Genomic DNA, 21,548 nt, shown 5'->3' on the forward strand with positions numbered 1-21,548 from the left:
TCGTCCCCCATCAGTTCGTTCCGATGACCGGGAGGTCGTGGTCCGTCAGCCAGTGGCGGCCGACCTCGCGCGAGCGCGCCCAGGAGGCCTCCACGGCGGCCTGGTCGGCGGGCTGGCCGAGGTCCGCGGGGGTGGGGCCGATCCGGCGGGCGATCGGCGCCAGCGCGCCGGGGTCGAAGCCGAAGACCTCCGCCGCGGCCAGGCCGAGCATCCGCCGGGTCTCCTCGACCGGGATGTCGTGGAAGGTCCTCCGCAGCCACGCGCGCGTGTCGGGCCAGGTGCCCTCCGGGTGCGGGAAGTCGGAGCCCCACAGGATGTTGTCGACGCCGATCTCGTACCGCTGGGCCAGTTCGCGCCGCTTGGTGTTGGTGGCGCAGACGAAGACCTGCCGGTCCAGGTACTCGCTCGGCGGCCGCTTCAGCTCCGCGAACGGGGACAGCTTCTTGCCGCCGTGCGCGCCGAGGTAGAGCCGGTCCATGAACCAGAGGAGGTTGGGCAGCCACCAGCAGCCGGACTCGGCGACGCCGAACCGGAGTCCCGGGTGGCGCTCGAAGGCCCCGGACCAGAGCAGGAACCACAGCGGCCTGGCCGGCCACCAGGTGACCTCGGAGACGTAGATCCCAAGGTGGTCGCCGTACTCCTCGCGGGGCGCGGCCCCGGAGTGGGTGACGACCGGCATGCCGGTCTCGGCGGCGGCCGCCCACACCGGGTCGTAGTGCCGGTCGTGGTAGGGGGTCTTGTCGACCCACATGGAGGGGATCATCAGCGCGCCGAGGCCGGACTCCTTGGCCCGGTGGATCTCGGCGACGACCTCGCGGACGTCGGCGGTGACGGGGAGGAGGGCGACCCCGCAGTGCCGCTGCGGGTTCTGTCCGACGAACTCGGCGAGCCAGCGGTTGTGCGCCTTCGCGCCCGCCATGCCGAGCTCGGGGTCCTGGTCGCCGGAGAGGCCGAGGCCGACGCCGAAGGGCGCGGCGGTCCGGCTGTCGACGGCGTCCGCGTCGGGGAAGACGACCTCGGCGGCCACCCCGTCGCCGTCGAGCTCCTTGATCCGCTGCGCGGCGTCCCAGCCGCCGCGCAGGCCCTCCTCGTTGTCGCTGAACCACTTGTTCGCGAAGGCCTCGTTGCGCACCCCGAGCCGGGTCATCGCCTCGCGGCGGGCGTCGCGCCCCGCCAGGAAGTCGTCGAAGGCCCGGTGGAAGCGGGAGTCGAGATAGGGCCGGTACTCCTCGGTGGGGAGCCCGGCATGGCAGTCGGAGGAGATGATCAGGTACGGGTCTTCGAAGCTCACGTCGGGCTCCTTGGCCGGTCAGTCGAGGATGAAGCTCTCCAGGTAGGACGGGTTGGCGCGGTCGAGCATGGCCTGCGAGCGCGCCCTGATCTGGCGGTCGCTGTGCTCGCTCGCCGGCAGCATCCAGAAGCGGTCGGCGCGGATGCCGTCGACGACGTGCTCGGCGACCTCCTCCACGGGCGTGAAGGCGACCTCGTGCCCGGCCTCCTTCATGGCGGCCTCCCACTGGTCGAGGCTGCGGTACGGGGTGCGGCGCGGCCGCTGCTTGGCGTACCGCTCGGGCCGGTTGCGGTGCGACTCCCACAGGCCGGTGCGGAGCATGTGCGGTCCGGGGAAGAGCACGGACGCCCCCACGCGCGCGTGCTCGGCCCTGAGGTGGGCGTAGAGCGATTCGGTCATGGTGACGACGGCCGCCTTGGTGACCGCGTACACGGAGGCGGTGGGCAGCGGGGCGATGCCGCCGTCGCCGGAGGAGGTGTTGACGACGTGGCCGGGCTCGCCGCTCGCGAGCATGCGCGGGACGAAGGCCTGGATGCCGTGGAAGACGCCCCAGACGTTGACGGAGAAGGCCCACTTCCAGTCGTTGGGCTCGTGCTCCCACATGCGGCCCTCGGCGCCGGAGCCGACGCCCGCGTTGTTGCAGAGGACGTGGACGGCGCCGAAGGCGTCGTACGCGGCGTCCGCGAACGCCCGGACCTCGTCGGGGTCGGAGACGTCGACGGTCCGGGCGAGGACCTGCGCCCCGCTCGCCATCAGCTCGTCGGCCGCCGCTTCGAGGGCGCCCCGCTCGACGTCCCCGAGGACGACGGCGAGCCCTTCGGCGGCGAAGCGGCGGGCCATGGCGAGGCCGATGCCGCTCGCCGCGCCGGTGACGACGGCGACCTGTCCCTCACGCAGCTCCATCGGACGCCCCCTGCCGGACGCTCGTCTCGGGCGGGCCGTCCAGGATCTGGAGCGGGTCGTCGTACCGCTGGTGGACGAAGGGCAGCAGGTCACGGGCGGAGACGCGTTCGGCGACCGTGCCCTTCTGGTCGGTGGTCTTCTCGCCGATCGTGATCTCGACGAGCCGGCGTACGGGGAGGTCGGCGACGGGGTCGTACATGGACTCGCGCAGCACCACGTCGCCGGTGACCCGCTCCAGCCTGCGCACCTTCTCGTTGCGGACGCAGTGGACGAGGACGGGATCGGCGTCGAAGCCGGAGCCCTCGACGCCGGGCAGGAACTTGAAGTAGAAGTCGGTCTTCTCGACGGGCTCCGGCAGCGGCAGCGGGCCGGAGACCGCGCCGCGCACCTCCACGAAGGCGATGCCGTGCCGGGCCAGGGACGCCCGGACGACGAGGCCGTCGCGCTCGACGGTGACGTCGCCCAGCTTCTTCGGCTCGCCGAAGACCTCGCGGCCGCCGACCAGGGCCCGCTCGTGGGTCATCGGCATGACCAGCGGATACCAGCCCTCCCGGTCGCCGTGGGCCGCGGCGACCGCCACGGAGCCGGCGCCGAGGGGGTAGCCGGGCAGGTCGACCCGGCTGATGTTGGCGCGCACGAGGGGGCGCGCGGTGGGTTTCAGCGGGGGCGGCAGGACCGCCGCGACGACGTCCGGATCGGTCTCCCAGACGGCGACCACGCCGGTGGACCAGATGTCGGGGAGCTTGGCGGACCGCTCGCGGGCCGCCGCCGCCTCCGCGTCGCTGCGCGCCCCGTACCGTACACGTGCCATGACGTACCACCCTTCGGGATCGTCGGCCTGTAACACAGTTACACCGATGGCGATGAACGGTAAAGACCCGTGCACGCAGAGGAGTTGGGGGATCCGATGGCGCGCTCCGCACTGAGCCGCGACGAGGTGCTGGACACCGCCGCCGCCCTGGTGAGGGAGCACGGCCCGGCCGCCCTGACCATGCGCAGGCTGGCGGCCGAACTCGGCACCGCCGTCACCTCGATCTACTGGCACGTCGGCAACCGCGAGTCGCTCCTGGACGCGCTCGTCGCCCGTACCGTCGCCGACCTCGGCGCCATCCGCCCGCGGGGGACGACCCCGGCCGAGCGGATGGTGTCCGTCGCCCGCTCCCTGCGGCTCGCCCTGCGCGAGCGCCCGCACCTCGTCGCGATGGTCCACGAACGGGGTCTCACCGAGCGGATGTTCCTGCCGGCGCAGCGCGCCCTGGTCCACGAGGCCCATGCCGCGGGCCTCCGGGGCGCGGCCGCCGCCCGCGCCGTGCGCGCCGTCCAGTTCCAGGTCGTCGGCTACGTCCTCGTCGAACGCAACCGCGAACGCGCCCCGGCCCAGTCGCCCGCCGAGGAGGAGCTGTGGCGCGGGGAGGACGCGGAGGCCGACGGGCCGCTGGCCCGCGCCCTGGCGGCCCCGATCGACACCGAGCTGCTCTTCGTGGACTCCGTACGGGCACTGGTCGACGGACTGCTCGCCGGCACCCGCGGGGGCACCGGGGACGGAGCGGTCGGTCGCGGGCCGTATTCTCAGTGACCGTGTTTGACGACCGTACGACAGCAGCGACGTGGCCGGCCGCCTACCCGCAGGGGTACGCGGTCGTCGACGTGGAGACCACCGGACTCGCCCGCGACGACCGGATAGTGTCGGCTGCCGTCTACCGGCTGGACGCCCAGGGGAACGTCGAGGACCACTGGTACACGCTGGTGAACCCCGAGCGGGACCCCGGGCCGGTGTGGATCCACGGGCTGACCAGCGACGTCCTTGAGGGCGCTCCGCTGTTCCCGGAGATCGCGGCGGAGTTCGCGGCGCGGCTCGACGGGCGGGTGCTCGTCGCGCACAACGCGATGTTCGACTGGCAGATGATCGCCCGGGAGTACGCGCGCGCGGAGTCGGCGGCGCCCGTGCGGCAGCGGCTGTGCACGATCGCGCTCGCCAAGGAGCTGTCGCTGCCGCTGCCCAACCACAAGCTGGAGTCGCTCGCCGCGCACTTCGGCGTGGTGCAGCAGCGCGCGCACAACGCGCTGGACGACGCCCGGGTCCTGGCGGAGGCGTTCCGGCCGAGCCTGCACGCGGCGGCGGAGCGGAACGTCCGGCTGCCGCTCCTGGAGTGCCGCCCGCTGACGGAGTGGGCCTCGACGCCCGCGCAGCCGCGCCTCGGCCACCAGTCGTCCTACCGGGCCAACAGCTGGCGCCCCTCGCGGAAGCGTCCGGCGTGCCCGTACCCCAACCCCGGCCGTTACGAGTCGGACAAACCTCTCAAGCAGGGCATGCGGATCGCGTTCTCCGGGGACACCTCCGTCGACCGGGAGCTCCTGGAGGACCGCACGGTCGACGCCGGGCTCCACGTCGCCACCAGCGTCTCCCGGCTGACGAGCCTGCTCGTCACCAACGACCCCGACTCGGCGACCTCCAAGACGCTGAAGGCCAAGTCCTTCGGCACCCCGGTCGTCGACGAGGCCGCCTACACGCAGCTGCTGCGGGACGTGACCCCGGCAGACGGGTGACACCCCCGCCCCGGCGGGCGTGCCGTGCAGCGCCCGCCCGCCGGGGAGCCTCACCCTGTGGCGCATGGCACGTTGTGAGGTCTGCGGAAACGATTACGGCATGTCCTTCGAGGTGCACGCGCAGGGCGCGGTGCACGTCTTCGACTGCTTCTCCTGCGCCATCCACCGGATGGCGCCCATCTGCGAGCACTGCCGGGTCCAGATCATCGGACAGGGCGTCGAGGTCGAGGGCAGCTGGTACTGCGGCGGGCACTGCGCCCGCGCGGAGGGAAAGGTGGGCATCGTCGACAGGGTGTGAGCGGGACAGGACCTGAGGAAACGATCCTGGGCTCGCCTCCGGGCGAGCCGAACCCCCCTGCGTGCGCCCCGTGCCCCCGGATGTACCGTCATGGGGTGTACCGCTTCCTGTTGTCCCGGCAGTGGGTGATCCTCACCCTCCTCGGCCTCGTCCTCGTCCCGACGATGATCGAGCTGGGCTTCTGGCAGTTCCACCGGCACGAGCGCCGGGTGGCCCAGAACGCCCTGATCGCGGACAACGTCGCCGCGAAGCCGGTACCGGTCGAGGACCTCACCTCCCCCGGTCACACCGTCCCGCGCGCCGACTACTGGCGCCGGGTCACCGCCACCGGCACCTTCGACACGGCGCACGAGGTGGTCGTCCGCCGACGCACCAACGCCGAGGACCGGGTGGGCGTGCACGTCCTCACCCCGCTGGTACTGAAGGACGGCAGGGTCGTCCTGGTCAACCGGGGCTGGATCCCGGCCGCAGCCGACCAGCACGCCTATCCCCCGGTGCCGCCCGCCCCCAGGGGCGAGGTCACCGTCACCGGTCGGCTCAAGGCCGACGAGACGACCGGCGCGAGCGGGATCAAGGACCTGAAGGGGCTGCCGGACCGCCAGGTGATGCTGATCAGCAGTCGGCAGCAGGCCGAACTGACCGGCCGCGAGGTGCTCGGCGGCTACGTCGAACAGATCGAGCCCGCCTCCGGGAACGACACCCCCGAGCAGATCGCCGAACCCGACCACGACTCGATCGGCGCCCACATGGCGTACGCCGTCCAGTGGTGGCTGTTCGCGGCCGGGGTGCCCGTCGGCTGGGTGATCCTCGTACGCCGGGAGAAGCACGACCGGCAGGCCGGACAGGCATCCGACGTCCCCGGTTCCCCTCAGGAGGACACGGATCCGGTCGCGGCCGTCCCGTCCCCCTGATTGACCGGCGCCGCTTCCGGGAACAGCCCAAAGCGTGACGCAACGTATCGACGACTACGCCCTCATCGGCGATCTCCAGACCGCCGCGCTCGTCGGCCGCGACGGGTCGGTCGACTGGCTGTGTCTGCCCCGCTTCGATTCCGCCGCCTGCTTCGCCGCGATCCTCGGCGACGAGAACAACGGCCACTGGCGGCTCGCCCCCAAGGGCGCCACGACCTGTACGAGCCGCCGCTACGCCGAGGACTCCCTCGTCCTGGAGACGTACTGGGAGACCCGCTCGGGCACCGTCAAGGTCGTCGACTTCATGCCCCAGCGGGACCGGGCCCCCGACGTGATGCGGATCGTCGAGGGGATCAGCGGGAGCGTCGAGATGAGCGCCGTCCTGCGGCTGCGCTTCGACTACGGCTCGGTCGTGCCCTGGGTGCGCCGCGCCGACGACCACCGGGTCGCGATCGCCGGCCCCGACGCGGTCTGGCTGCGCAGCGAACCCCACGTCAAGACCTGGGGCCAGCAGTTCTCCACCTGCTCCTCCTTCACCGTCGACGCCGGCCGGCGGGTCGCCTTCGTGCTGACCTGGCACCCGTCGCACGAGCCGCGCCCGGAACTCGTCGACCCCTACGAGGCTTTGGAGCACACCCTGGCGGACTGGCGGGACTGGTCCGCCCGCTGCACCTACGAAGGCCCCCACCGGGACGCGGTGATGCGCTCCCTGATCACCCTCAAGGCCCTCACCTACGCCCCCACGGGCGGGATCATGGCCGCCCCCACCACCTCGCTGCCGGAGGAGCTCGGCGGCGTACGGAACTGGGACTACCGCGCCTGCTGGCTGCGCGACTCCTCCCTCACCCTCGGCGCGCTCCTCGCCGCCGGATACGTCGAGGAGGCCGCCGCCTGGCGGGACTGGCTGCTCCGCTCCGTCGCCGGCGACCCCGCCGACCTCCAGATCATGTACGGCCCCGCCGGCGAGCGCCGGCTCCCCGAGACGACCCTGCCGTGGCTGCGCGGCTACGCCGACTCGGCGCCGGTGCGCACCGGGAACGCGGCCGTGGACCAGTTCCAGCTCGACGTGTACGGCGAGGTCATGGACTCGCTCCACCGCGCCCGCGAGGCCGGCATCCCTCCGGAGCGGCACGCCTGGAACCTCCAGCTCAGCCTCCTCGGCTTCCTGGAGTCGACCTGGCGGGAGCCCGACGAGGGGCTGTGGGAGGTGCGCGGGCCGCGCCGCCACTTCACCCACTCGAAGGTGATGGCCTGGGTCGCCGCCGACCGCGCGGTCCGCACCCTGGAGGCCGACCCCTCGCTGCCGGGGGACGCGGCGCGGTGGCGGACCCTGCGGGACGAGATCCACGCCCAGGTGTGCGCCCTGGCGTACGACCCGGTGCGCAACACCTTCACCCAGGCGTACGGTTCCCGGGAGCTGGACGCCGCCACCCTGCTCATCCCCCGCGTCGGCTTCCTGCCGCCGGACGACCCCCGGGTGGTGGGAACGGTGGACGCGGTGCGGGCCGAGCTGACACAGGGCGGGTTCGTACGGCGCTACAGCGTCGACTCGGGGGCCGTCGACGGGCTGCCGGGGCAGGAGGGCACGTTCCTCGTCTGCTCGTTCTGGCTCGCGGACGCCCTGCAGATGACCGGGCGGGCCGACGAGGCCCGCGAGCTCTTCGACCGGCTGGTCGCGCTCACCAGCGACGTGGGGCTGCTCGCGGAGGAGTACGACCCGGCGACCGGGCGCCAGCTGGGCAACTTCCCGCAGGCGTTCAGCCACATCGGCCTGGTGGGGACCGCCTTCGCGCTCGCCGAACCGGAGACGGCAGGATAGGGCCATGGATCTTGGACTGAAGGACCGTGTGTACGTAGTGACCGGCGCGACGCGAGGGCTCGGCCGGGCCTCCGCGGAGGCGCTGCTCGCGGAGGGCGCCCGGGTGCTGATCACCGGGCGCGAGGAGAAGGCGGTCGCCGACGCGGTGGCCGAACTGGGCGAGGGCGCGGCCGGGATCGCCGCCGACAACGCCGACCCGCAGACCCCGGCCCGGCTGATCGCCGAGGCACGGGCCCGGTTCGGCGCCTTCGACGGCATCCTGATCAGCGTCGGCGGCCCGGCCCCCGGCTTCGGGGCCGACAACACCGACGAGCAGTGGACGGCCGCGTTCGACACGGTCTTCCTCGGCGCGGTACGGCTGGCCCGCGCGGCCGCCGAGGCGCTCACCGAGGGCGGGGTGATCGGTTTCGTGCTGTCCGGCTCGGTCCACGAGCCCATCCCCGGCCTGACCATCTCCAACGGGCTGCGTCCCGGCCTCGCCGGCTTCGCCAAGTCCCTCGCCAACGACCTGGGCCCGCGCGGCATCCGGGTCATCGGCCTGCTGCCCAGCCGGATCGACACGGACCGGGTCCGCTCGCTCGACGCGCTCTCCGGCGACGCGGAGGCGTCCCGCGCGGCGAACGAGGCCCGGATCCCGCTGCGCCGCTACGGCACCCCGGAGGAGTTCGGGCGGTCGGCCGCGTTCCTGCTGTCGCCCGCCGCCTCCTACCTGACCGGGCTGATGCTCCCGGTCGACGGCGGGGCGCGCAGCGGCTTCTGAGCCGGTGCGTGGCGGCGGCTTCCGGGCCGCCGTGGCGTGGTCGCCTCTGAACAGCCGTGGGGCCGGTCCGGATACGGGCCGGCCCCACGCCTTGTCAGGTCACGCGGCGGGCCCGGTGCTTGGCCGCCCGCAGGCGTGCCTCGGTCGGCAGAGCGGGCAGGCCCGTCGACGTACGGGCGTGGGCGAGGGCCTCGGTGCTGAGGGTCGTCAGGGCGTCGCCCGGGGAGGCGTACGGCTCCAGAAGCAGGGCGACGCGGGTCCGGGGAGCGGTGCGGCGGCCGGTGAGGGAGACCCGGGCCCTGGCCACGCCCTCCTGGGCGACGGCGTCCGCCTCCAGGACGCCCTCCAGCGCCCGGCCGCGCAGGATCGCCTCCTCGCCGTCGCCGGTGTCCACGAGGACCTCGGCGAGCCGGGCCCGCCGGAACTGGACGAGCAGCCACCACAGGGCGAGCAGGACGATCACCCCGAGGGCGGCGATGACCACCGGCCACCACCAGCCCTCGCCGCGCCAGCGCTGCCGGTCGGCGGTGGACAGCAGCACGTCGGCGGGGCCCGACCAGGGCCACCAGGACGGCACGGACAGGTCGAGGGCGGCGGCGAGCACCGCTCCGCCGCCGACGACGAGGAGCAGCCCGGCGAGCCCGAGCAGGGCGCGGTTGACGCGCCGGAGGACGACGGTCACCGTCTCCTCCCTTCTTGGGGGTGTCCTGCCGACGAGCCCGGCATGATCGGCAGAAGGCTGCCCGGGTCCCGAGGTCTCATCGGCTCACTTCTTCCTGGGCGGGCGCGTCACCCGTACCGTCAGCGCGGGCGGGCGGGCGAGGCCGAGTTCGTCGACCCCGGTGGCGAGGACCCGCTCGACGTCGGCACGGACCTCGTCGAGCGCCCGGAAGTGGGAGAGCGCCCGCACGGTGGCCTTGGAGCGGCCGACGCGCACCTGGACCGACTGCACGCCGGAGACCTCCATCGCCCGGTCGCGCAGGGTCAGGGCCGCGGCCTCGCGGTCGAGGCCCGCGCGGACGTCGTCGTGCTCGCGCCGCATGGGGAGCACCGCCCGCAGTCCGGGCGTGGCGGCCAGGAGCAGCAGCCAGAGGCCGAGGACCACGGCGACGGCCGCGCCGACGACGACCCCCGTGCTGTCGAGGGGCCGGGTCGCGAGGGCGTCGGCGAGCTCCCGCCGCCACGCCATCGCCGTGTGGTCGGCCCGCACGGCGGCCACGTCGTACAGGAGCAGCCCGGCCCCGCCGAGGACGACCGCCGCGAGCAGCGCCGCGGGGATGCGGCGCACCGCCCAGAAGCGGCGGACGCGGGCCGCCGGGGCGTCCGCGAGGACGGGCACGGGACCGGGGGCGCCGGGGTCGGCGCCTCCGGGGCCGGAGGCGGGCAGGGGGCCCGGGCCGGCGGGCCCGGCGCGGCGGCCGGGGTCGCCGTGTTCCGGGTTCCCGGGGTCCGGGGGTCCGGCACCGCTCGTCGGGCCCGGTGGCCCGGCGTTCGCGGGCCGGGGGTCGTCGGCGGGGGGCGGTTGCGGAGTGTGGGTCATGAGAGGCGATCCCGGTGGGCGGCCTGGCGGGTGAGCGGGGAGTGGAGTCGCTCGACGTGGACGGCCACCTCGTGGACCTCCATGCCGGCGAGTTCCTCGACCCGGGTGCGGACCCGGCCCCGCACGGCCCCGCACTGGCGGCCGACGTCGGAGGGGTAGTCGAGTTCGAGACTGATCGAGACCCGGGCGACGTCCCGGTGGACGACGACCGAGGCGTGCGGCCGGGAGCCGCCCTCGGGTACGGCGTCGAGGGCCTCTCTGGCCGCCTGGGCGGCGATCTTCGCGACGACCCGGTCGGCGATCCTCGTCGCCCCCCGGTCGCGCGCCAGGTCCGTCACCACCCGGCGTCACCGCCGCCGGTCGCCGCGTTCGCGGCCCCGGAACAGGTCGCCGGGTTCGAGGTCGCCGTCCACGAACCGACCGGCCACGAAGCCGATCGCGCCCAAGGCCGCGACCAGGAGAAACGCCCCGAAGCCGCCGAAGTATCCGGCGAATCCGAGGGCCATGCCGGCCATCAGGCCGACCATCGCCATGCTCATTCCTGAGCCCCTTCCGTGCCCGTGCCGCCGAGGGGTCGGCGACTACTGGAGCCGGGACTCCGGCTCCTCTTCCTCTTCGTCGGGCAGCTTCACGTCGCTGACCGCGATGTTGACCTCGACGACTTCGAGGCCGGTCATCCGCTCGACGGCGGCGATGACGTTCTCCCTGACGTCGCCCGCGACGTCGTTGATCGAGACGCCGTAGTCGATGACGATCTCCAGGTCGAGCGCGGTCTGGACCTCGCCGACCTCGGCCTTCACCCCGCGGGTGACGCTCGCCTTGCCGCCGCCCCCGCCCGGCACCCGGTCGCGCACGGCGCCGAAGGTGCGGGAGAGTCCGCTGCCCATGGCATGGACGCCGGAGACGTCACGTGCGGCGAGACCGGCGATCTTCTCGACGACGCCGTCGGCGATGGTGGTCCGGCCCCGTGAGGCCGGGGCGCCGCCGCCGCGCTTGGTCACGCTGGTCCGGCGCTGTTCGTCGGACCCGGGGTTTCCCGAGGAAGTGGTGTCAGTCATTACTTTTCGCCCCTTCTGTGATATTTCGGGGTTCCTCGCCCACACTAAGGGCGCTTGCCCCGATTCGCTCCAGGGATACGGCAGGCTGGGGGAATGACGACTGGTGAGGGTTGGGCGACGGCGGTGCGAGACCGCCTCGCGCCGGGCAGGCTGCTGCCCCTGGGAACGCCGGAGGACGGCGCGTGGATCACCGAGCGGGCCGCGCGGACATTTCTGGACCGCGCCGCTTCGGCCGTAAGGGGGGTGGTCCCCGGCGAACTCCGGGTCCGGCCGGCCCCTGACGCCGAACCGGGCCCCGGGCCGGAGGACGTTCCGGGCCCCGGGCCGGAGGCCGAGCCGGGCTTCAGGCCGGAGGACGTTCCGGGTGTCGAGCGGGTGTCCGGGGTGGCGGCTGCCGCTCCGGAGGCGCTTCCGGTGCCGCCGGGCGGTCTGCCGCCGGGGCCGCTGCGGATCACCGCGGAGTTCGCGGCGGTGGCGGGCCGTCCGCTGCCGGAGCTGGCCGAGGAGCTGCGGTCGGCGCTGCTCGGGGCGGCGGACGGGCTCGGGCTCCCCGTGGCGAGCGTGGACCTGCGGGTGACGGACCTGCTCGACGCGGCGCCGCCGCCGGCCGGACCGGCCGTTCCCCCGCCGGGCCGGACCTCACCGGCGACGGACGACCCGGTGGCGCTCGCGGTCCTGCGCGTCGAGGGCGTGGCGGGTGTGACGGACGCCCTGGGACACCCGGTGCGCCGGGACCCTGAGGGTCGCGTGCGGGTCGAGCTGGCCGTGACGGCGGGTCGACGGCCGCTGGACGTCGCCCGGGCCGCCCGGAGCGCCGCGACCGCGGCCGCCGGTGGGGCGACCGCGGTCACGGTGCTGGTGTCGGAAGTGCGCTGAACGCGCGCGTGCGTCAGTCGCCGAGGCCGGCGAGGTCGCGCAGGCGGCGGGCCTGCGCGGCGCGCTCGGCGGTGCGCTGCTCCTCGTAGGAGCGGCCGGAGGCGCCCCGGAGCAGCGCCTTGGTCTCGGTGACCGCGTCGCGGGGCGCCGCGAGCAGGGCGGCGCCGAGGTCCCGTACGGCCGCGTCGAGCTCGTCGACGGGGACGGACAGGTTGGCGAGACCGATGCGCTCGGCCTCGTCCGCGTGGACGAAGCGGCCGGTGGCACAGATCTCGAGCGCGCGGGCGTAGCCGACGAGCGAGACGAGCGGGTGCGTCCCGGTGAGGTCCGGGACGAGGCCCAGGCTGGTCTCGCGCATGGCGAACTGCACGTCCTCGGCGACGACCCGCAGGTCGCACGCGAGGGCGAGCTGGAAGCCGGCGCCGATGGCGTGTCCCTGGACGGCCGCGATCGACACGATGTCGCTGCGGCGCCACCAGGTGAACGCCTCCTGGTACTCGGCGATGACCGCGTCGAGGTCCGCGTCGGAACCGCGCGCGAGGTCGAGGAAGGACGGCTCTCCGTCGAAGCCCTCGGGCGTGAACGCCTGCCGGTCGAGCCCGGCGGAGAAGGACTTGCCCTCACCGCGCAGGACGACGACCCGCACGCTGCCCGGGAGTGACCGGCCGGCTTCCGTCAACGCCCGCCACAGAGCGGGAGACTGAGCGTTGCGCTTCGCCGGGTTGGTCAGGGTCACCGTGGCAACGGCGTCTTCGACGGTGAGCCGTACACCGTCCTTGTCGAATACGAGCTCAGAGTCTTCGAGCGTAGTCATGGGGGCGCCTCCGGTTCCGGTGCAGCACTGCATGCGAAATGCTAAGTGACTGCACAGTAACCACCTGGTCGACCGCAGGGCCGACCGGGTGGCCACCGAGAGACCCGGTGGCCCGGTCGAGCCGCCCCGATGTCAGACCGAAGCCGCCTTCTTGCCCCGTGTCGCTCCACCGCGACCACGCAGCGTGACTCCGGACTCACTGAGCATCCGATGGACGAATCCGTAGGAGCGGCCGGTTTCCTCGGCCAGCGCCCGGATGCTCGCACCGGAGTCGTACTTCTTCTTCAGGTCTGCCGCGAGCTTGTCGCGCGCGGCGCCGGTCACCCGGCTGCCCTTCTTCAGAGTCTCGGCCACCCGTGCCTCCTCATGGGAAGTGCGCTCTGGACTTCTCATGATCACCCCTCCCCGGCCTCCTGGCCACCCATTCGACAAGGTCCGTGCCGCCGGGTTTGCGGAGGAGTACGGCGTCGTCACAGACGGAACCTTCCATTCCGCAGGCGCGGGGCGCCCCATCCGTACGGGTCGGGACGGGAAGTGCCAGGTCAGCGGCGCCGTGGGAACACACGTACGGCGCGGGTCTGCCGGAAGGATTCAGCAGAGCACCGCGCCGGGATGTACCAGAGACCCTCACTCAGATGAAGGATCACCGATGAGCCGAATGATCCAGCTCTACATGATCGATCCGGTCCCCGGAAGCACCCCTTCGGGCGCATCCGGGGCCGTCGGCCGGGTCAGGCCAGGGCCACCAGGTCCGCGTAGTCCGCGCCCCACAGGTCCTCAACGCCGTCCGGGAGCAGGATGATCCGCTCCGGGTCGAGCGCCTCGACGGCGCCCTCGTCGTGGGTGACGAGGACGACGGCGCCCTTGTACGTCCGCAGGGCGCCGAGGATCTCCTCGCGGCTGGCCGGGTCCAGGTTGTTCGTCGGCTCGTCGAGCAGCAGCACGTTGGCCGAGGAGACGACCAGGGTCGCCAGCGCGAGACGGGTCTTCTCGCCGCCGGAGAGCACCCCGGCCGGCTTGTCGACGTCGTCGCCGGAGAACAGGAAGGAGCCGAGCGTCTTGCGCACCTCGACGAGGTCGAGGTCGGGCGCGGCCGAGCGCATGTTCTCCAGGACGGTCCGCTCGGGGTCGAGCGTCTCGTGCTCCTGGGCGTAGTAGCCGAGCTTCAGGCCGTGGCCGGGGGTGACCTGGCCCGTGTCGGGCTTCTCCACGCCGCCGAGGAGGCGCAGCAGGGTCGTCTTGCCGGCGCCGTTGAGGCCGAGGATGACGACGCGGGAGCCCTTGTCGATGGCGAGGTCCACGTCGGTGAAGATCTCCAGCGAGCCGTAGGACTTCGAGAGCCCCTCGGCGGTCAGCGGGGTCTTGCCGCAGGGCGCGGGCTCCGGGAAGCGCAGCTTGGCGACCTTGTCGGAGACGCGGACGGCCTCGAGGCCGGAGAGCAGCCGCTCGGCGCGCTTGGCCATGTTCTGCGCGGCGACGGTCTTGGTGGCCTTGGCGCGCATCTTGTCGGCCTGCGAGTTGAGGGCGGCGGCCTTCTTCTCGGCGTTCTGGCGCTCGCGCTTGCGGCGCTTCTCGTCGGCCTCGCGCTGCTGCTGGTAGAGCTTCCAGCCCATGTTGTAGACGTCGATCGTGGAGCGGTTGGCGTCCAGGTAGAAGACCTTGTTGACCACGGTCTCGACGAGGTCGACGTCGTGGGAGATGACGATGAAGCCGCCGCGGTAGGTCTTCAGGTAGTCCCGGAGCCAGACGATGGAGTCGGCGTCGAGGTGGTTCGTGGGCTCGTCCAGGAGGAGCGTGTCGGCGTCCGAGAAGAGGATCCGGGCGAGCTCGACGCGGCGGCGCTGACCACCGGAGAGGGTGTGCAGCGGCTGGCCCATGACCCGGTCGGGCAGGCCGAGGGCGGCGGCGATGGTGGAGGCCTCGGCCTCGGCCGCGTAGCCGCCCTTGGTGAGGAACTCGGTCTCCTGGCGCTCGTACTGCCTCATCGCCTTGTCGCGGGTGGCGCCGGAGCCGGTGGCGATGCGCTCCTCGTTCGCCCGCATCTTCTTGATGAGGGCGTCGAGGCCGCGGGCGGAGAGGATGCGGTCGCGGGCCAGGACGTCGAGGTCGCCGGTGCGCGGGTCCTGCGGGAGGTAGCCGACCTCGCCGGAGCGGGCGATGGCACCGGCGGCGGGCTGGCCCTCGCCCGCGAGGCACTTGGTGAGGGTGGTCTTGCCCGCTCCGTTGCGGCCGACGAGGCCGATGCGGTCGCCCTTGGCGATGCGGAACGAGGCGGATTCGATGAGGACGCGGGCGCCGGCGCGCAGCTCGATGCCGGAAGCGGTGATCACGGACAGACTCCAGGGCGGTGGGGAAACGGCGGAAGGACGACTGGTGGCGGGCTTCGACGCCGCTAATGCACCCAAAGGAGAATGGCCATACAGCCAGTCTAACGGGCTTCTGCAACTGGTTTTCGGCCATGTGGGGCACGAGGGCACCACGGGACCTTCTCCATCATTGCCGACCAATGGCGCCCAAAAGGGGCGATGTGGTCGAGATCATTCGATACTCGGCGCAGGGCGGCGGCCACTGCCGCGGCAGTGACGCGGAGGGTGGTGGACCGTGCAGTTCGACGACGACGCCGACCTGGACACCTCGGAGGTGCGGGACGCCCGCGGCAGCCGCATCCCGGGCGGCAGGGCGACCGTCGGCGGCGGCGTCATCGGACTCGTCGCACTGATCCTGGGCGTCCTCTTCGGCGTGGGCCCCGACCAGCTCGGACTCTCCGGCGGCGGCGACGAGCCGGCGGCCAGCTCCTCGTCCGCGACCCAGGTGAGCCGGACCTGCCGGAAGGGCTCGGACGCCAACACCCGCGAGGACTGCCGGATCGTCGCCGTCGTCAACAGCGTCCAGGACTTCTGGCGGGCCGAGTACGCGCGCCGCGGCGGCACCTACGGGAGCGCCGCCACCGTCATGTTCACCCAGCGGGTCGGGACCGCGTGCGGGTCGGCGACCTCCGCGGCGGGGCCCTTCTACTGCCCCGGCGACCGGCAGGTCTACCTGGACCTGGGCTTCTTCGACGAGCTGCGCACCACGTTCGGCTCGAACGGCGGCCCCTTCGCCCAGGCGTACGTGGTCGCGCACGAGTACGGCCACCACGTCCAGAACCTGATGGGGACCCTCGGCCGCGCCCAGGACGGCCGGACGGGCGCGAACTCCAACGCCGTACGGGTCGAGCTCCAGGCCGACTGCTACGCCGGCGTCTGGGCGCGCCACGCGACGACCACCCCCGACGACAGGACGGGCCGGCCGCTGCTGACCCGGCTCACCGACGACGACATCCGGGACGGCCTGGACGCGGCGGCCGCGGTGGGCGACGACCGGATCCAGGAGCGGTTCCAGGGCCGCGTGACGCCGGAGAACTGGACGCACGGCTCGGCGGCGCAGCGGCAGCAGTGGTTCTACCGGGGGTACCGGACCGGCGACATGGCCCAGTGCGACACCTTCCGCTGACTTGCCAGCGGCGGCTGCCAGACTGAGATCCAGGTCACGTTCGGCTGCACGAGAGGAAGCGATCGGGATGGCTGACACGCCCGACATCTGTCCGGCCCTGCGGTACGAGGACGCGAAGGCGGCGGTCAGGCAGCTGACGGAGGCCTTCGGTTTCGCCGAGCACGCCGTCTACGAGGGCGAGGACGGCCGCGTGATGCACGCCGAGCTCGCCTGCGGGAACGGCATGGTGATGCTCGGCAGCAAGGGCAGCGGCACCGACTTCGACAAGCTCATGGCCGGGGCCGGACCCGTCGCGGTGTACGTGCGCGTGGACGACGTGGACGAGCACCACGCCCGGGCCGTGGCGCACGGCGTCGAGATCGTGATGCCGCCGACGGACCAGGAGTACGGCTCCCGGGACTACACCGCCCGGGACGCCGAGGGCAACGTGTGGAGCTTCGGCACCTACGCCCCCGGAGCGGCGGCGGGCTGACCGCCCGGGCCCGGTCCGGCCGTTCGCGTCGGGCCGGGCCGGAGGGCCGGACCCGGCGCGAACGGCCGGACGCGCCCCGGCTCAGGCACCCCCGGTGTGGACCTGGAAGGCGGCCCGGCGGACCGCCTTGGCCAGCGCCGGGTCCGGGTGGGCGGCGGCGAGGGCGACCAGCACCTGGACGGTACGGGGGTGGCCGACGGCCCTGACCTCGTCGAGCAGGGCCGGGACCGTGCCCTGCACGGCGGAGTCGAGGTGGCGGACGAGCAGCGCGCTCTCGCCGTGGTCGGCGACGGCCGCCGCGGTGTCCACCCAGAGCCAGGTGGCCTCCTCGCGGGTGAGCACCTCCTGCGCGTCGTCGGGGTCGGCGCCGTCGTACTCGGCGAGCCACAGCAGCGCGTACGGGCGCAGCGAGGGCTCGGCGACGGTGGCCCTGACCTCCGCCTCGGCGGGGGCCCCGACGACCCGGAGCGCCTCGAAGGCGAGCCCGCGCAGCAGGGCGTCCTCGCCGCGGGCGACGGCGAGGAGCTCGGTCACGGCGCTGGACAGGGTCCGGGCCGCGAGCCAGGCGCGGTACTCGTCGCGGGCCGGGCCCGGGGTGAGCCGGGCGCAGCCGCGGAGCATGTCCTCGGCGGACTGCTCGATGTTGCCCGCGGGGCTCTGCGCGGCGACGCAGATCTGCTCCAGCTTGACCCACACCGCCCAGTTGCCGAGCGGGGTCAGGGTGGCGTGACGTCCGTCCGCGCCGGGGTCGAGGGTGAGCGCGCCGACGGCGGCGAGCCCTTCGAGCGCCCAGTCGAGGAGGGTGGGGAGCCCGGCGGTGCCGGGGGCGCCCCCGGCCTCGGGGGCGGGTCCGGCGGCGGGGACCTCGCAGCGCTCCTCGCGGAGTTCCTCGACCCGCTGGCCGAGGAGGTCGAGGAGGACCGGGACGAGGACCGGTCCCTGGGAGAGCTGGAGCAGCGAGAGGACCTGCGGGACGGCCTCGACGACCTCGGCGACGGCGCTCGGCTCGACTCCCTCGGGCGCCGAGTGGACCAGGGACCAGGCGTCGAAGAGGGCGACCCAGCCGCGCAGCACGGCGGAGTCGTCACGGTCCCAGGCGTGCAGCCGCCAGCCGGGGCGGACGGTGTCGCCGTGCAGTTCGACGAGGCCGGCCAGCCGGGCGCGGTCCCAGCAGGCCCGGACCTGGCCGGGCGTCAGGTCCAGTGCGGCCGCGGCCCGTTCCCGGGCGGGGGCGGGTTCCGCGCCGGTGCGGAGGGCGGTCTCGGTCCCGCGCTCCACGGCGGCCCAGCGGGCGAGCCGTACGGCGTCGGCGAGGACCTGCCGGGCCTGGCGGGCGAGTTCCGCGCGGGGCGGAGTGCCCTCGGGCGGCCGCGGCGCCGGCCGGGTGCGCCGGGTCGTCACGGCCCGTCGGGCGGTGGCCAGCGCCCGTGGGCGGACGAGTCGGAGTCTGGAGTTGCGCGCCAATGGTTCATCGGGCTTTCGAGACGTCACGGGGGCAGTCTTCCCGCTGACGGCCCGAAAGCCCAATCGGAATCCGCAGCCCCGTCAGAACGACCGCCGAACCGCCGTTCGGGGCGGCCTCCCGGGGCGTTCCTCCGGGTGCCGTCAGAGCAGCGGGGTGAGGAAGCGGCGCAGGGACTCCTCGTAGCGGACCGGGTCGGCGTTCCACATCGCCGCGTGCGGGGCCTGCCGGACGGTCTGGAGGCTGACCAGGTCGGGGCGGCGGGCGGCGAGTTCGACCGACGGCTCCCAGGGGGCGAGGGTGTCGTCGGGGCCGTGCAGGAGGAGGACCGGGACCCGCAGGGCGTCCGGTCCCGACGCGGCCCGCAGGAGGTCGGCGTGCGGGCCGGTCCTGCCCTGGGCCGCGCGGACGGCGAGCGGCAGCAGCGGGCCGGGGACGTGGCGCGCCGCGGCGACGTTGCGGAGGGTGGCCTCCCAGTCGAGGACCGGGGAGTCGAGGACGAGGCCGGCGATCCGGTCGCGGACCCCGGACTCGGCGGCGGCCCGCAGCGCCATCGAGGCGCCGGGCCCCCAGCCGTGCAGGACGACCTGGTCGGCGCCGCGGCGCACCGCGTAGCGGATGGCGGCGTCGACGTCCCGCCACTCGGAGTCGCCGAGGTGGGCGAGGCCCTCCGGGGAGGGGGGCGCGCCCTCGTCGCCGCGGTAGGCGGGGACGAGGACGGGGATCTTGCGGCGGTTGTAGAAGGGGACGAGGTTCAGCGGGTGCTCGCGGGTGGTGCCGAGACCGTGCAGGGCGATCACCCAGGTGGAGCGCGGGGCGTGGACCAGCCAGGCCGGCAGGGGGCCGAGCTCGCCGGGCATCTCCAGGTCCTCGTGGGGCAGGCCGAGGGCGGTGGCCGGGGTCCCGCGGTGCAGCTGGGGGGTGAGGCGGACGCGGGCGCCGGGTCCCGGGGTGCCGAGCTCGACCCGTTCCAGGCGCCGGACGACGGTGTCGGCGGTGTGCGGGACGCGGTCGAGGACGGGGCCGACGACGGCGTGCAGGCCGGGGGCCTCCATGCCGTACGTGCCGGGGCGCAGCGAGGCGAGGCTGCGGGTGAGGGTGACCCGTTCGGGTCCCGTGGCGTGCACGGTGAGTCTGGGGTCTCCGGGCAGGGGACGTCCGGGCGGCGCCTTGAGGGCGACGTCGCTGGCGTACCGGCCGGCCGCTACCACGACCGCGCCGACACCGATCAGGGTGGTGACGGCCGCTGCCGTCGCTGTAGCCGGGCGCACGCTCCCAGTGTCGGCAGGGCGGCGGCGGGGTGCCACCGGACGGACCCGGGCGGGGCAGCGGGGCCGGTCGCCGCCGGGGTCGTCGGGACCGTCCCGGCGGGTGCCCGGGGCTCCCGGGGGAGTGACGTGGGTCTCCTCGACGGGGTCCCCCGGTCGGATGGTCCCGTCCAGGGACCGGAACGGGGTGGCGGGGGACGAACCGGGGCAGGTCGCATGTGCCCGGCAACGGCCCGGATTACCCGGGGTTGCGGGGCGACCGCATCGTGGACAGGTTCGCCGTCCGGGGCCTAAGCGGAATCTCTTGACACCGGATAGGGACACCACGCCGCCCGCCCCAGTTCATCTTCCGTTCACCCAGGTTGCTTACGTTCGACGAGCCACTGACGTCAAACGATTGCCTGGGTAAATGGAACACATCACGCTGCTGCTCGCCATTGTGGTCGTGACAGCTCTCGTGTTCGATTTCACGAACGGTTTCCACGACACCGCCAACGCGATGGCCACGACCATCTCGACCGGTGCACTCAAGCCCAAGACGGCGGTGGCCATGTCCGCCGTGCTGAACCTCGTCGGCGCGTTCCTGTCCGTGGAGGTCGCCAAGACGATCTCCGGCGGGATCATCAACGAAGAGGGCATTCGCACAGAAGTGATCTTCGCGGCGCTCGTGGGCGCCATCCTGTGGAACCTGCTGACCTGGCTCCTGGGCCTGCCGTCCAGCTCCTCCCACGCCCTCTTCGGCGGTCTCATCGGCGCCGCGGTCATGTCGGCCGGCTGGTCGGCCGTGAACGCCCCGACCATCGTCACCAAGGTCCTGATCCCGGCCGTCGCCGCGCCGATCGTCGCCGGCCTCGCCGCGATGCTGGCCACCCGGCTGACGTTCAAGCTCGGCGCGAAGACCGACGAGAAGCACACCGCCAAGGGCTACCGGGTCGGCCAGATCGCCTCCGCCGGTCTCGTCTCCCTCGCCCACGGCACCAACGACGCGCAGAAGACGATGGGCATCATCACCCTCGCCCTGGTCACGCAGGGCGTCGTCTCCCCCGGCTCGAACCCGCCCCTGTGGGTCGTCGTCTCCGCCGGTGTCGCCATCGCGCTCGGCACCTACCTCGGCGGCTGGCGCATCATCCGCACCATGGGCAAGGGCCTCACCGACCTCAAGCCGCAGCAGGGCTTCGCCGCCCAGACCAGCGCCGCCACGGTCATCCTGGCCTCCTCCCACCTCGGTTTCTCCCTCTCCACCACCCAGTCCTGCTCGGGTGCCGTGATGGGTGCCGGCCTCGGCCGCAAGGGCGGTGTCGTCCGCTGGTCGACCGCGACCCGGATGTTCGTCGCCTGGGGCCTGACCCTGCCCGCCGCGGGCCTGGTCGGCGCCGGCGCCGAGTTCCTCACCAAGCAGGGCACCTGGGGCATCGCCGCCGTCGCGATCCTGCTCGTCGCCGGCTCGGCCGTCATCTGGACGCTGTCCCGCCGCAAGCCGGTCGACCGGCACAACGTCACCGCCGACGACCTGGACGCGGACGCGGAGCCCGCGGGCGTGGTGACCACCGCGATCGCGGCCGTCACCCCGCCGCCGGCCGGTTCCGTCGCCGCCGTCGCGGACGAGGACCTCAAGACCACCATCCCCGCGCCGGCTCCCATCGACCCGGCCGCTCCCCCGGCCCCCGCCGCAGCGGTGTAAGGAACCAACGACATGAAGATCGACTGGGCAGCTCTCGGCTCCGTCTTCGGAGTCAGCCTCGTGGCGACCGTCGCCCTGGTGGGCCTCTTCACCCTCGGCGTCATCGGCCTCTCCAAGCAGGAGCAGGCCGCCGCCCAGGGAGGCTCCGCCACCCTGGCCCGCACCGGCGCCTACGCCTGCTTCGCCCTGTGCCTGGCGGCCGTGGCGTACGGCATCTACCTGATCGTCGTCTGACGGTCCCCGGTACCTCGGCCGGGGGGGGGGCCCCCCCGGGGGGGGCCCCCCCCCCCCCGGGGGGGGGGGGGGGCGCCCCCCCCCCCCCCCCCCCGGGCCCCGGGGTTTTTCCGGGGTAGTCG

General features: G+C 73.7%; 24 protein-coding genes. 11 read left to right on the forward strand and 13 right to left on the reverse strand.

The features are described from left to right. Window positions 1-10: 10 nt before the first annotated feature. From AC067A_RS35000 to AC067A_RS35010, 3 genes are read right to left on the reverse strand one after another with little or no spacing between them, the layout of a single operon-like run. Window positions 11-1,291: an amidohydrolase family protein gene (locus AC067A_RS35000; protein WP_479247319.1), complete on the reverse strand. Its 1,281-nt coding sequence runs from the start codon at window positions 1,289-1,291 to the stop codon at window positions 11-13. An 18-nt stretch (window positions 1,292-1,309) separates the two neighbouring features. Continuing rightward, window positions 1,310-2,194, reverse strand: coding sequence for an SDR family NAD(P)-dependent oxidoreductase (locus AC067A_RS35005; RefSeq protein ID WP_479247321.1), 885 nt, complete (start codon window positions 2,192-2,194; stop codon window positions 1,310-1,312). Then, window positions 2,181-3,005: an acetoacetate decarboxylase family protein gene (locus AC067A_RS35010; RefSeq protein ID WP_479247323.1), complete on the reverse strand. Its 825-nt coding sequence runs from the start codon at window positions 3,003-3,005 to the stop codon at window positions 2,181-2,183. Before AC067A_RS35010 ends, AC067A_RS35005 begins: the two co-directional genes overlap by 14 nt. Window positions 3,006-3,101: 96 nt before the next feature. Between AC067A_RS35010 and AC067A_RS35015 the strand changes: the two genes are divergently transcribed. The 6 genes from AC067A_RS35015 to AC067A_RS35040 all read left to right on the forward strand — a co-directional run bounded on the left by AC067A_RS35015 (window position 3,102) and on the right by AC067A_RS35040 (window position 8,529). Next, entirely contained in the window at window positions 3,102-3,770 is a 669-nt protein-coding gene (locus AC067A_RS35015; protein WP_479247324.1) for a TetR/AcrR family transcriptional regulator, read from the forward strand. Then, the gene (locus AC067A_RS35020) at window positions 3,767-4,741 is read left to right on the forward strand and encodes a DEDDh family exonuclease (protein ID WP_479247325.1); all 975 of its coding nucleotides are present in this window, start codon (window positions 3,767-3,769) and stop codon (window positions 4,739-4,741) included. Before AC067A_RS35015 ends, AC067A_RS35020 begins: the two co-directional genes overlap by 4 nt. A 64-nt stretch (window positions 4,742-4,805) precedes the next feature. Beyond that, entirely contained in the window at window positions 4,806-5,039 is a 234-nt protein-coding gene (locus AC067A_RS35025; protein WP_078905232.1) for a hypothetical protein, read from the forward strand. Window positions 5,040-5,134: 95 nt separating this feature from the next. Next, entirely contained in the window at window positions 5,135-5,950 is an 816-nt protein-coding gene (locus AC067A_RS35030) for an SURF1 family cytochrome oxidase biogenesis protein (RefSeq protein ID WP_479247326.1), read from the forward strand. 34 nt (window positions 5,951-5,984) lie between these two features. Continuing rightward, window positions 5,985-7,769: a glycoside hydrolase family 15 protein gene (locus tag AC067A_RS35035; RefSeq protein WP_479247328.1), complete on the forward strand. Its 1,785-nt coding sequence runs from the start codon at window positions 5,985-5,987 to the stop codon at window positions 7,767-7,769. A 4-nt stretch (window positions 7,770-7,773) separates the two neighbouring features. Continuing rightward, the gene (locus AC067A_RS35040) at window positions 7,774-8,529 is read left to right on the forward strand and encodes an SDR family oxidoreductase (RefSeq protein ID WP_479247330.1); all 756 of its coding nucleotides are present in this window, start codon (window positions 7,774-7,776) and stop codon (window positions 8,527-8,529) included. Window positions 8,530-8,623: 94 nt separating this feature from the next. Here the strand turns inward: AC067A_RS35040 and amaP are convergent, their stop codons facing one another. From amaP to AC067A_RS35065, 5 genes are all read right to left on the reverse strand, one after another. After that, the gene (amaP, locus tag AC067A_RS35045) at window positions 8,624-9,211 is read right to left on the reverse strand and encodes an alkaline shock response membrane anchor protein AmaP (protein WP_479247332.1); all 588 of its coding nucleotides are present in this window, start codon (window positions 9,209-9,211) and stop codon (window positions 8,624-8,626) included. 84 nt (window positions 9,212-9,295) lie between these two features. Next, on the reverse strand, window positions 9,296-10,069 hold the full coding sequence (locus AC067A_RS35050) for a DUF6286 domain-containing protein (protein ID WP_479247334.1): 774 nt from the start codon (window positions 10,067-10,069) through the stop codon (window positions 9,296-9,298). Then, entirely contained in the window at window positions 10,066-10,410 is a 345-nt protein-coding gene (locus tag AC067A_RS35055; RefSeq protein ID WP_479247335.1) for an Asp23/Gls24 family envelope stress response protein, read from the reverse strand. The genes AC067A_RS35050 and AC067A_RS35055 overlap by 4 nt, the downstream gene beginning before the upstream one ends. Before the next feature lie 6 nt (window positions 10,411-10,416). Further along, a complete protein-coding gene (locus tag AC067A_RS35060; protein ID WP_479247337.1) occupies window positions 10,417-10,608 on the reverse strand; it encodes a hypothetical protein in 192 nt (63 codons plus the stop codon). 42 nt (window positions 10,609-10,650) lie between these two features. Then, entirely contained in the window at window positions 10,651-11,127 is a 477-nt protein-coding gene (locus AC067A_RS35065; protein WP_479247338.1) for an Asp23/Gls24 family envelope stress response protein, read from the reverse strand. A gap of 93 nt (window positions 11,128-11,220) precedes the next feature. Between AC067A_RS35065 and AC067A_RS35070 the strand changes: the two genes are divergently transcribed. Next, window positions 11,221-12,003, forward strand: coding sequence for a hypothetical protein (locus tag AC067A_RS35070; protein ID WP_479247340.1), 783 nt, complete (start codon window positions 11,221-11,223; stop codon window positions 12,001-12,003). A gap of 13 nt (window positions 12,004-12,016) precedes the next feature. Here the strand turns inward: AC067A_RS35070 and AC067A_RS35075 are convergent, their stop codons facing one another. The 3 genes from AC067A_RS35075 to AC067A_RS35085 form a co-directional block, all read right to left on the reverse strand. Then, a complete protein-coding gene (locus tag AC067A_RS35075; protein WP_479247341.1) occupies window positions 12,017-12,817 on the reverse strand; it encodes an enoyl-CoA hydratase/isomerase family protein in 801 nt (266 codons plus the stop codon). Window positions 12,818-12,949: 132 nt separating this feature from the next. Beyond that, on the reverse strand, window positions 12,950-13,171 hold the full coding sequence (locus tag AC067A_RS35080; protein WP_024756249.1) for a helix-turn-helix domain-containing protein: 222 nt from the start codon (window positions 13,169-13,171) through the stop codon (window positions 12,950-12,952). Between the two features lie 377 nt (window positions 13,172-13,548). Beyond that, window positions 13,549-15,147, reverse strand: a complete 1,599-nt coding sequence (locus tag AC067A_RS35085; RefSeq protein ID WP_479247343.1) for an ABC-F family ATP-binding cassette domain-containing protein — start codon at window positions 15,145-15,147, stop codon at window positions 13,549-13,551. Window positions 15,148-15,418: 271 nt separating this feature from the next. On the opposite strand from AC067A_RS35085, the gene ypfJ reads away from it, so the two are divergent. Continuing rightward, window positions 15,419-16,309 carry a KPN_02809 family neutral zinc metallopeptidase gene (gene ypfJ, locus AC067A_RS35090; RefSeq protein WP_479247344.1) on the forward strand — a complete coding sequence of 297 codons (891 nt, stop codon included), beginning with the start codon at window positions 15,419-15,421 and terminating at the stop codon, window positions 16,307-16,309. A 67-nt stretch (window positions 16,310-16,376) separates the two neighbouring features. After that, on the forward strand, window positions 16,377-16,781 hold the full coding sequence (locus AC067A_RS35095) for a VOC family protein (protein WP_479247347.1): 405 nt from the start codon (window positions 16,377-16,379) through the stop codon (window positions 16,779-16,781). 81 nt (window positions 16,782-16,862) lie between these two features. Here the strand turns inward: AC067A_RS35095 and AC067A_RS35100 are convergent, their stop codons facing one another. Then, a complete protein-coding gene (locus AC067A_RS35100; RefSeq protein WP_479247349.1) occupies window positions 16,863-18,272 on the reverse strand; it encodes a hypothetical protein in 1,410 nt (469 codons plus the stop codon). A gap of 114 nt (window positions 18,273-18,386) precedes the next feature. Then, window positions 18,387-19,514, reverse strand: a complete 1,128-nt coding sequence (locus AC067A_RS35105) for an alpha/beta hydrolase (RefSeq protein WP_479247351.1) — start codon at window positions 19,512-19,514, stop codon at window positions 18,387-18,389. 406 nt (window positions 19,515-19,920) lie between these two features. Here AC067A_RS35105 and AC067A_RS35110 point away from each other — a divergent pair, with 406 nt between their 5' ends. Together AC067A_RS35110 and AC067A_RS35115 are read left to right on the forward strand one after the other, a co-directional pair. Next, window positions 19,921-21,192: an inorganic phosphate transporter gene (locus AC067A_RS35110; protein ID WP_479247353.1), complete on the forward strand. Its 1,272-nt coding sequence runs from the start codon at window positions 19,921-19,923 to the stop codon at window positions 21,190-21,192. Window positions 21,193-21,204: 12 nt separating this feature from the next. Further along, the gene (locus AC067A_RS35115) at window positions 21,205-21,426 is read left to right on the forward strand and encodes a hypothetical protein (protein ID WP_402462658.1); all 222 of its coding nucleotides are present in this window, start codon (window positions 21,205-21,207) and stop codon (window positions 21,424-21,426) included. Window positions 21,427-21,548: the final 122 nt, after the last annotated feature.

Source organism: Streptomyces sp. NPDC043176, assembly GCF_056436715.1.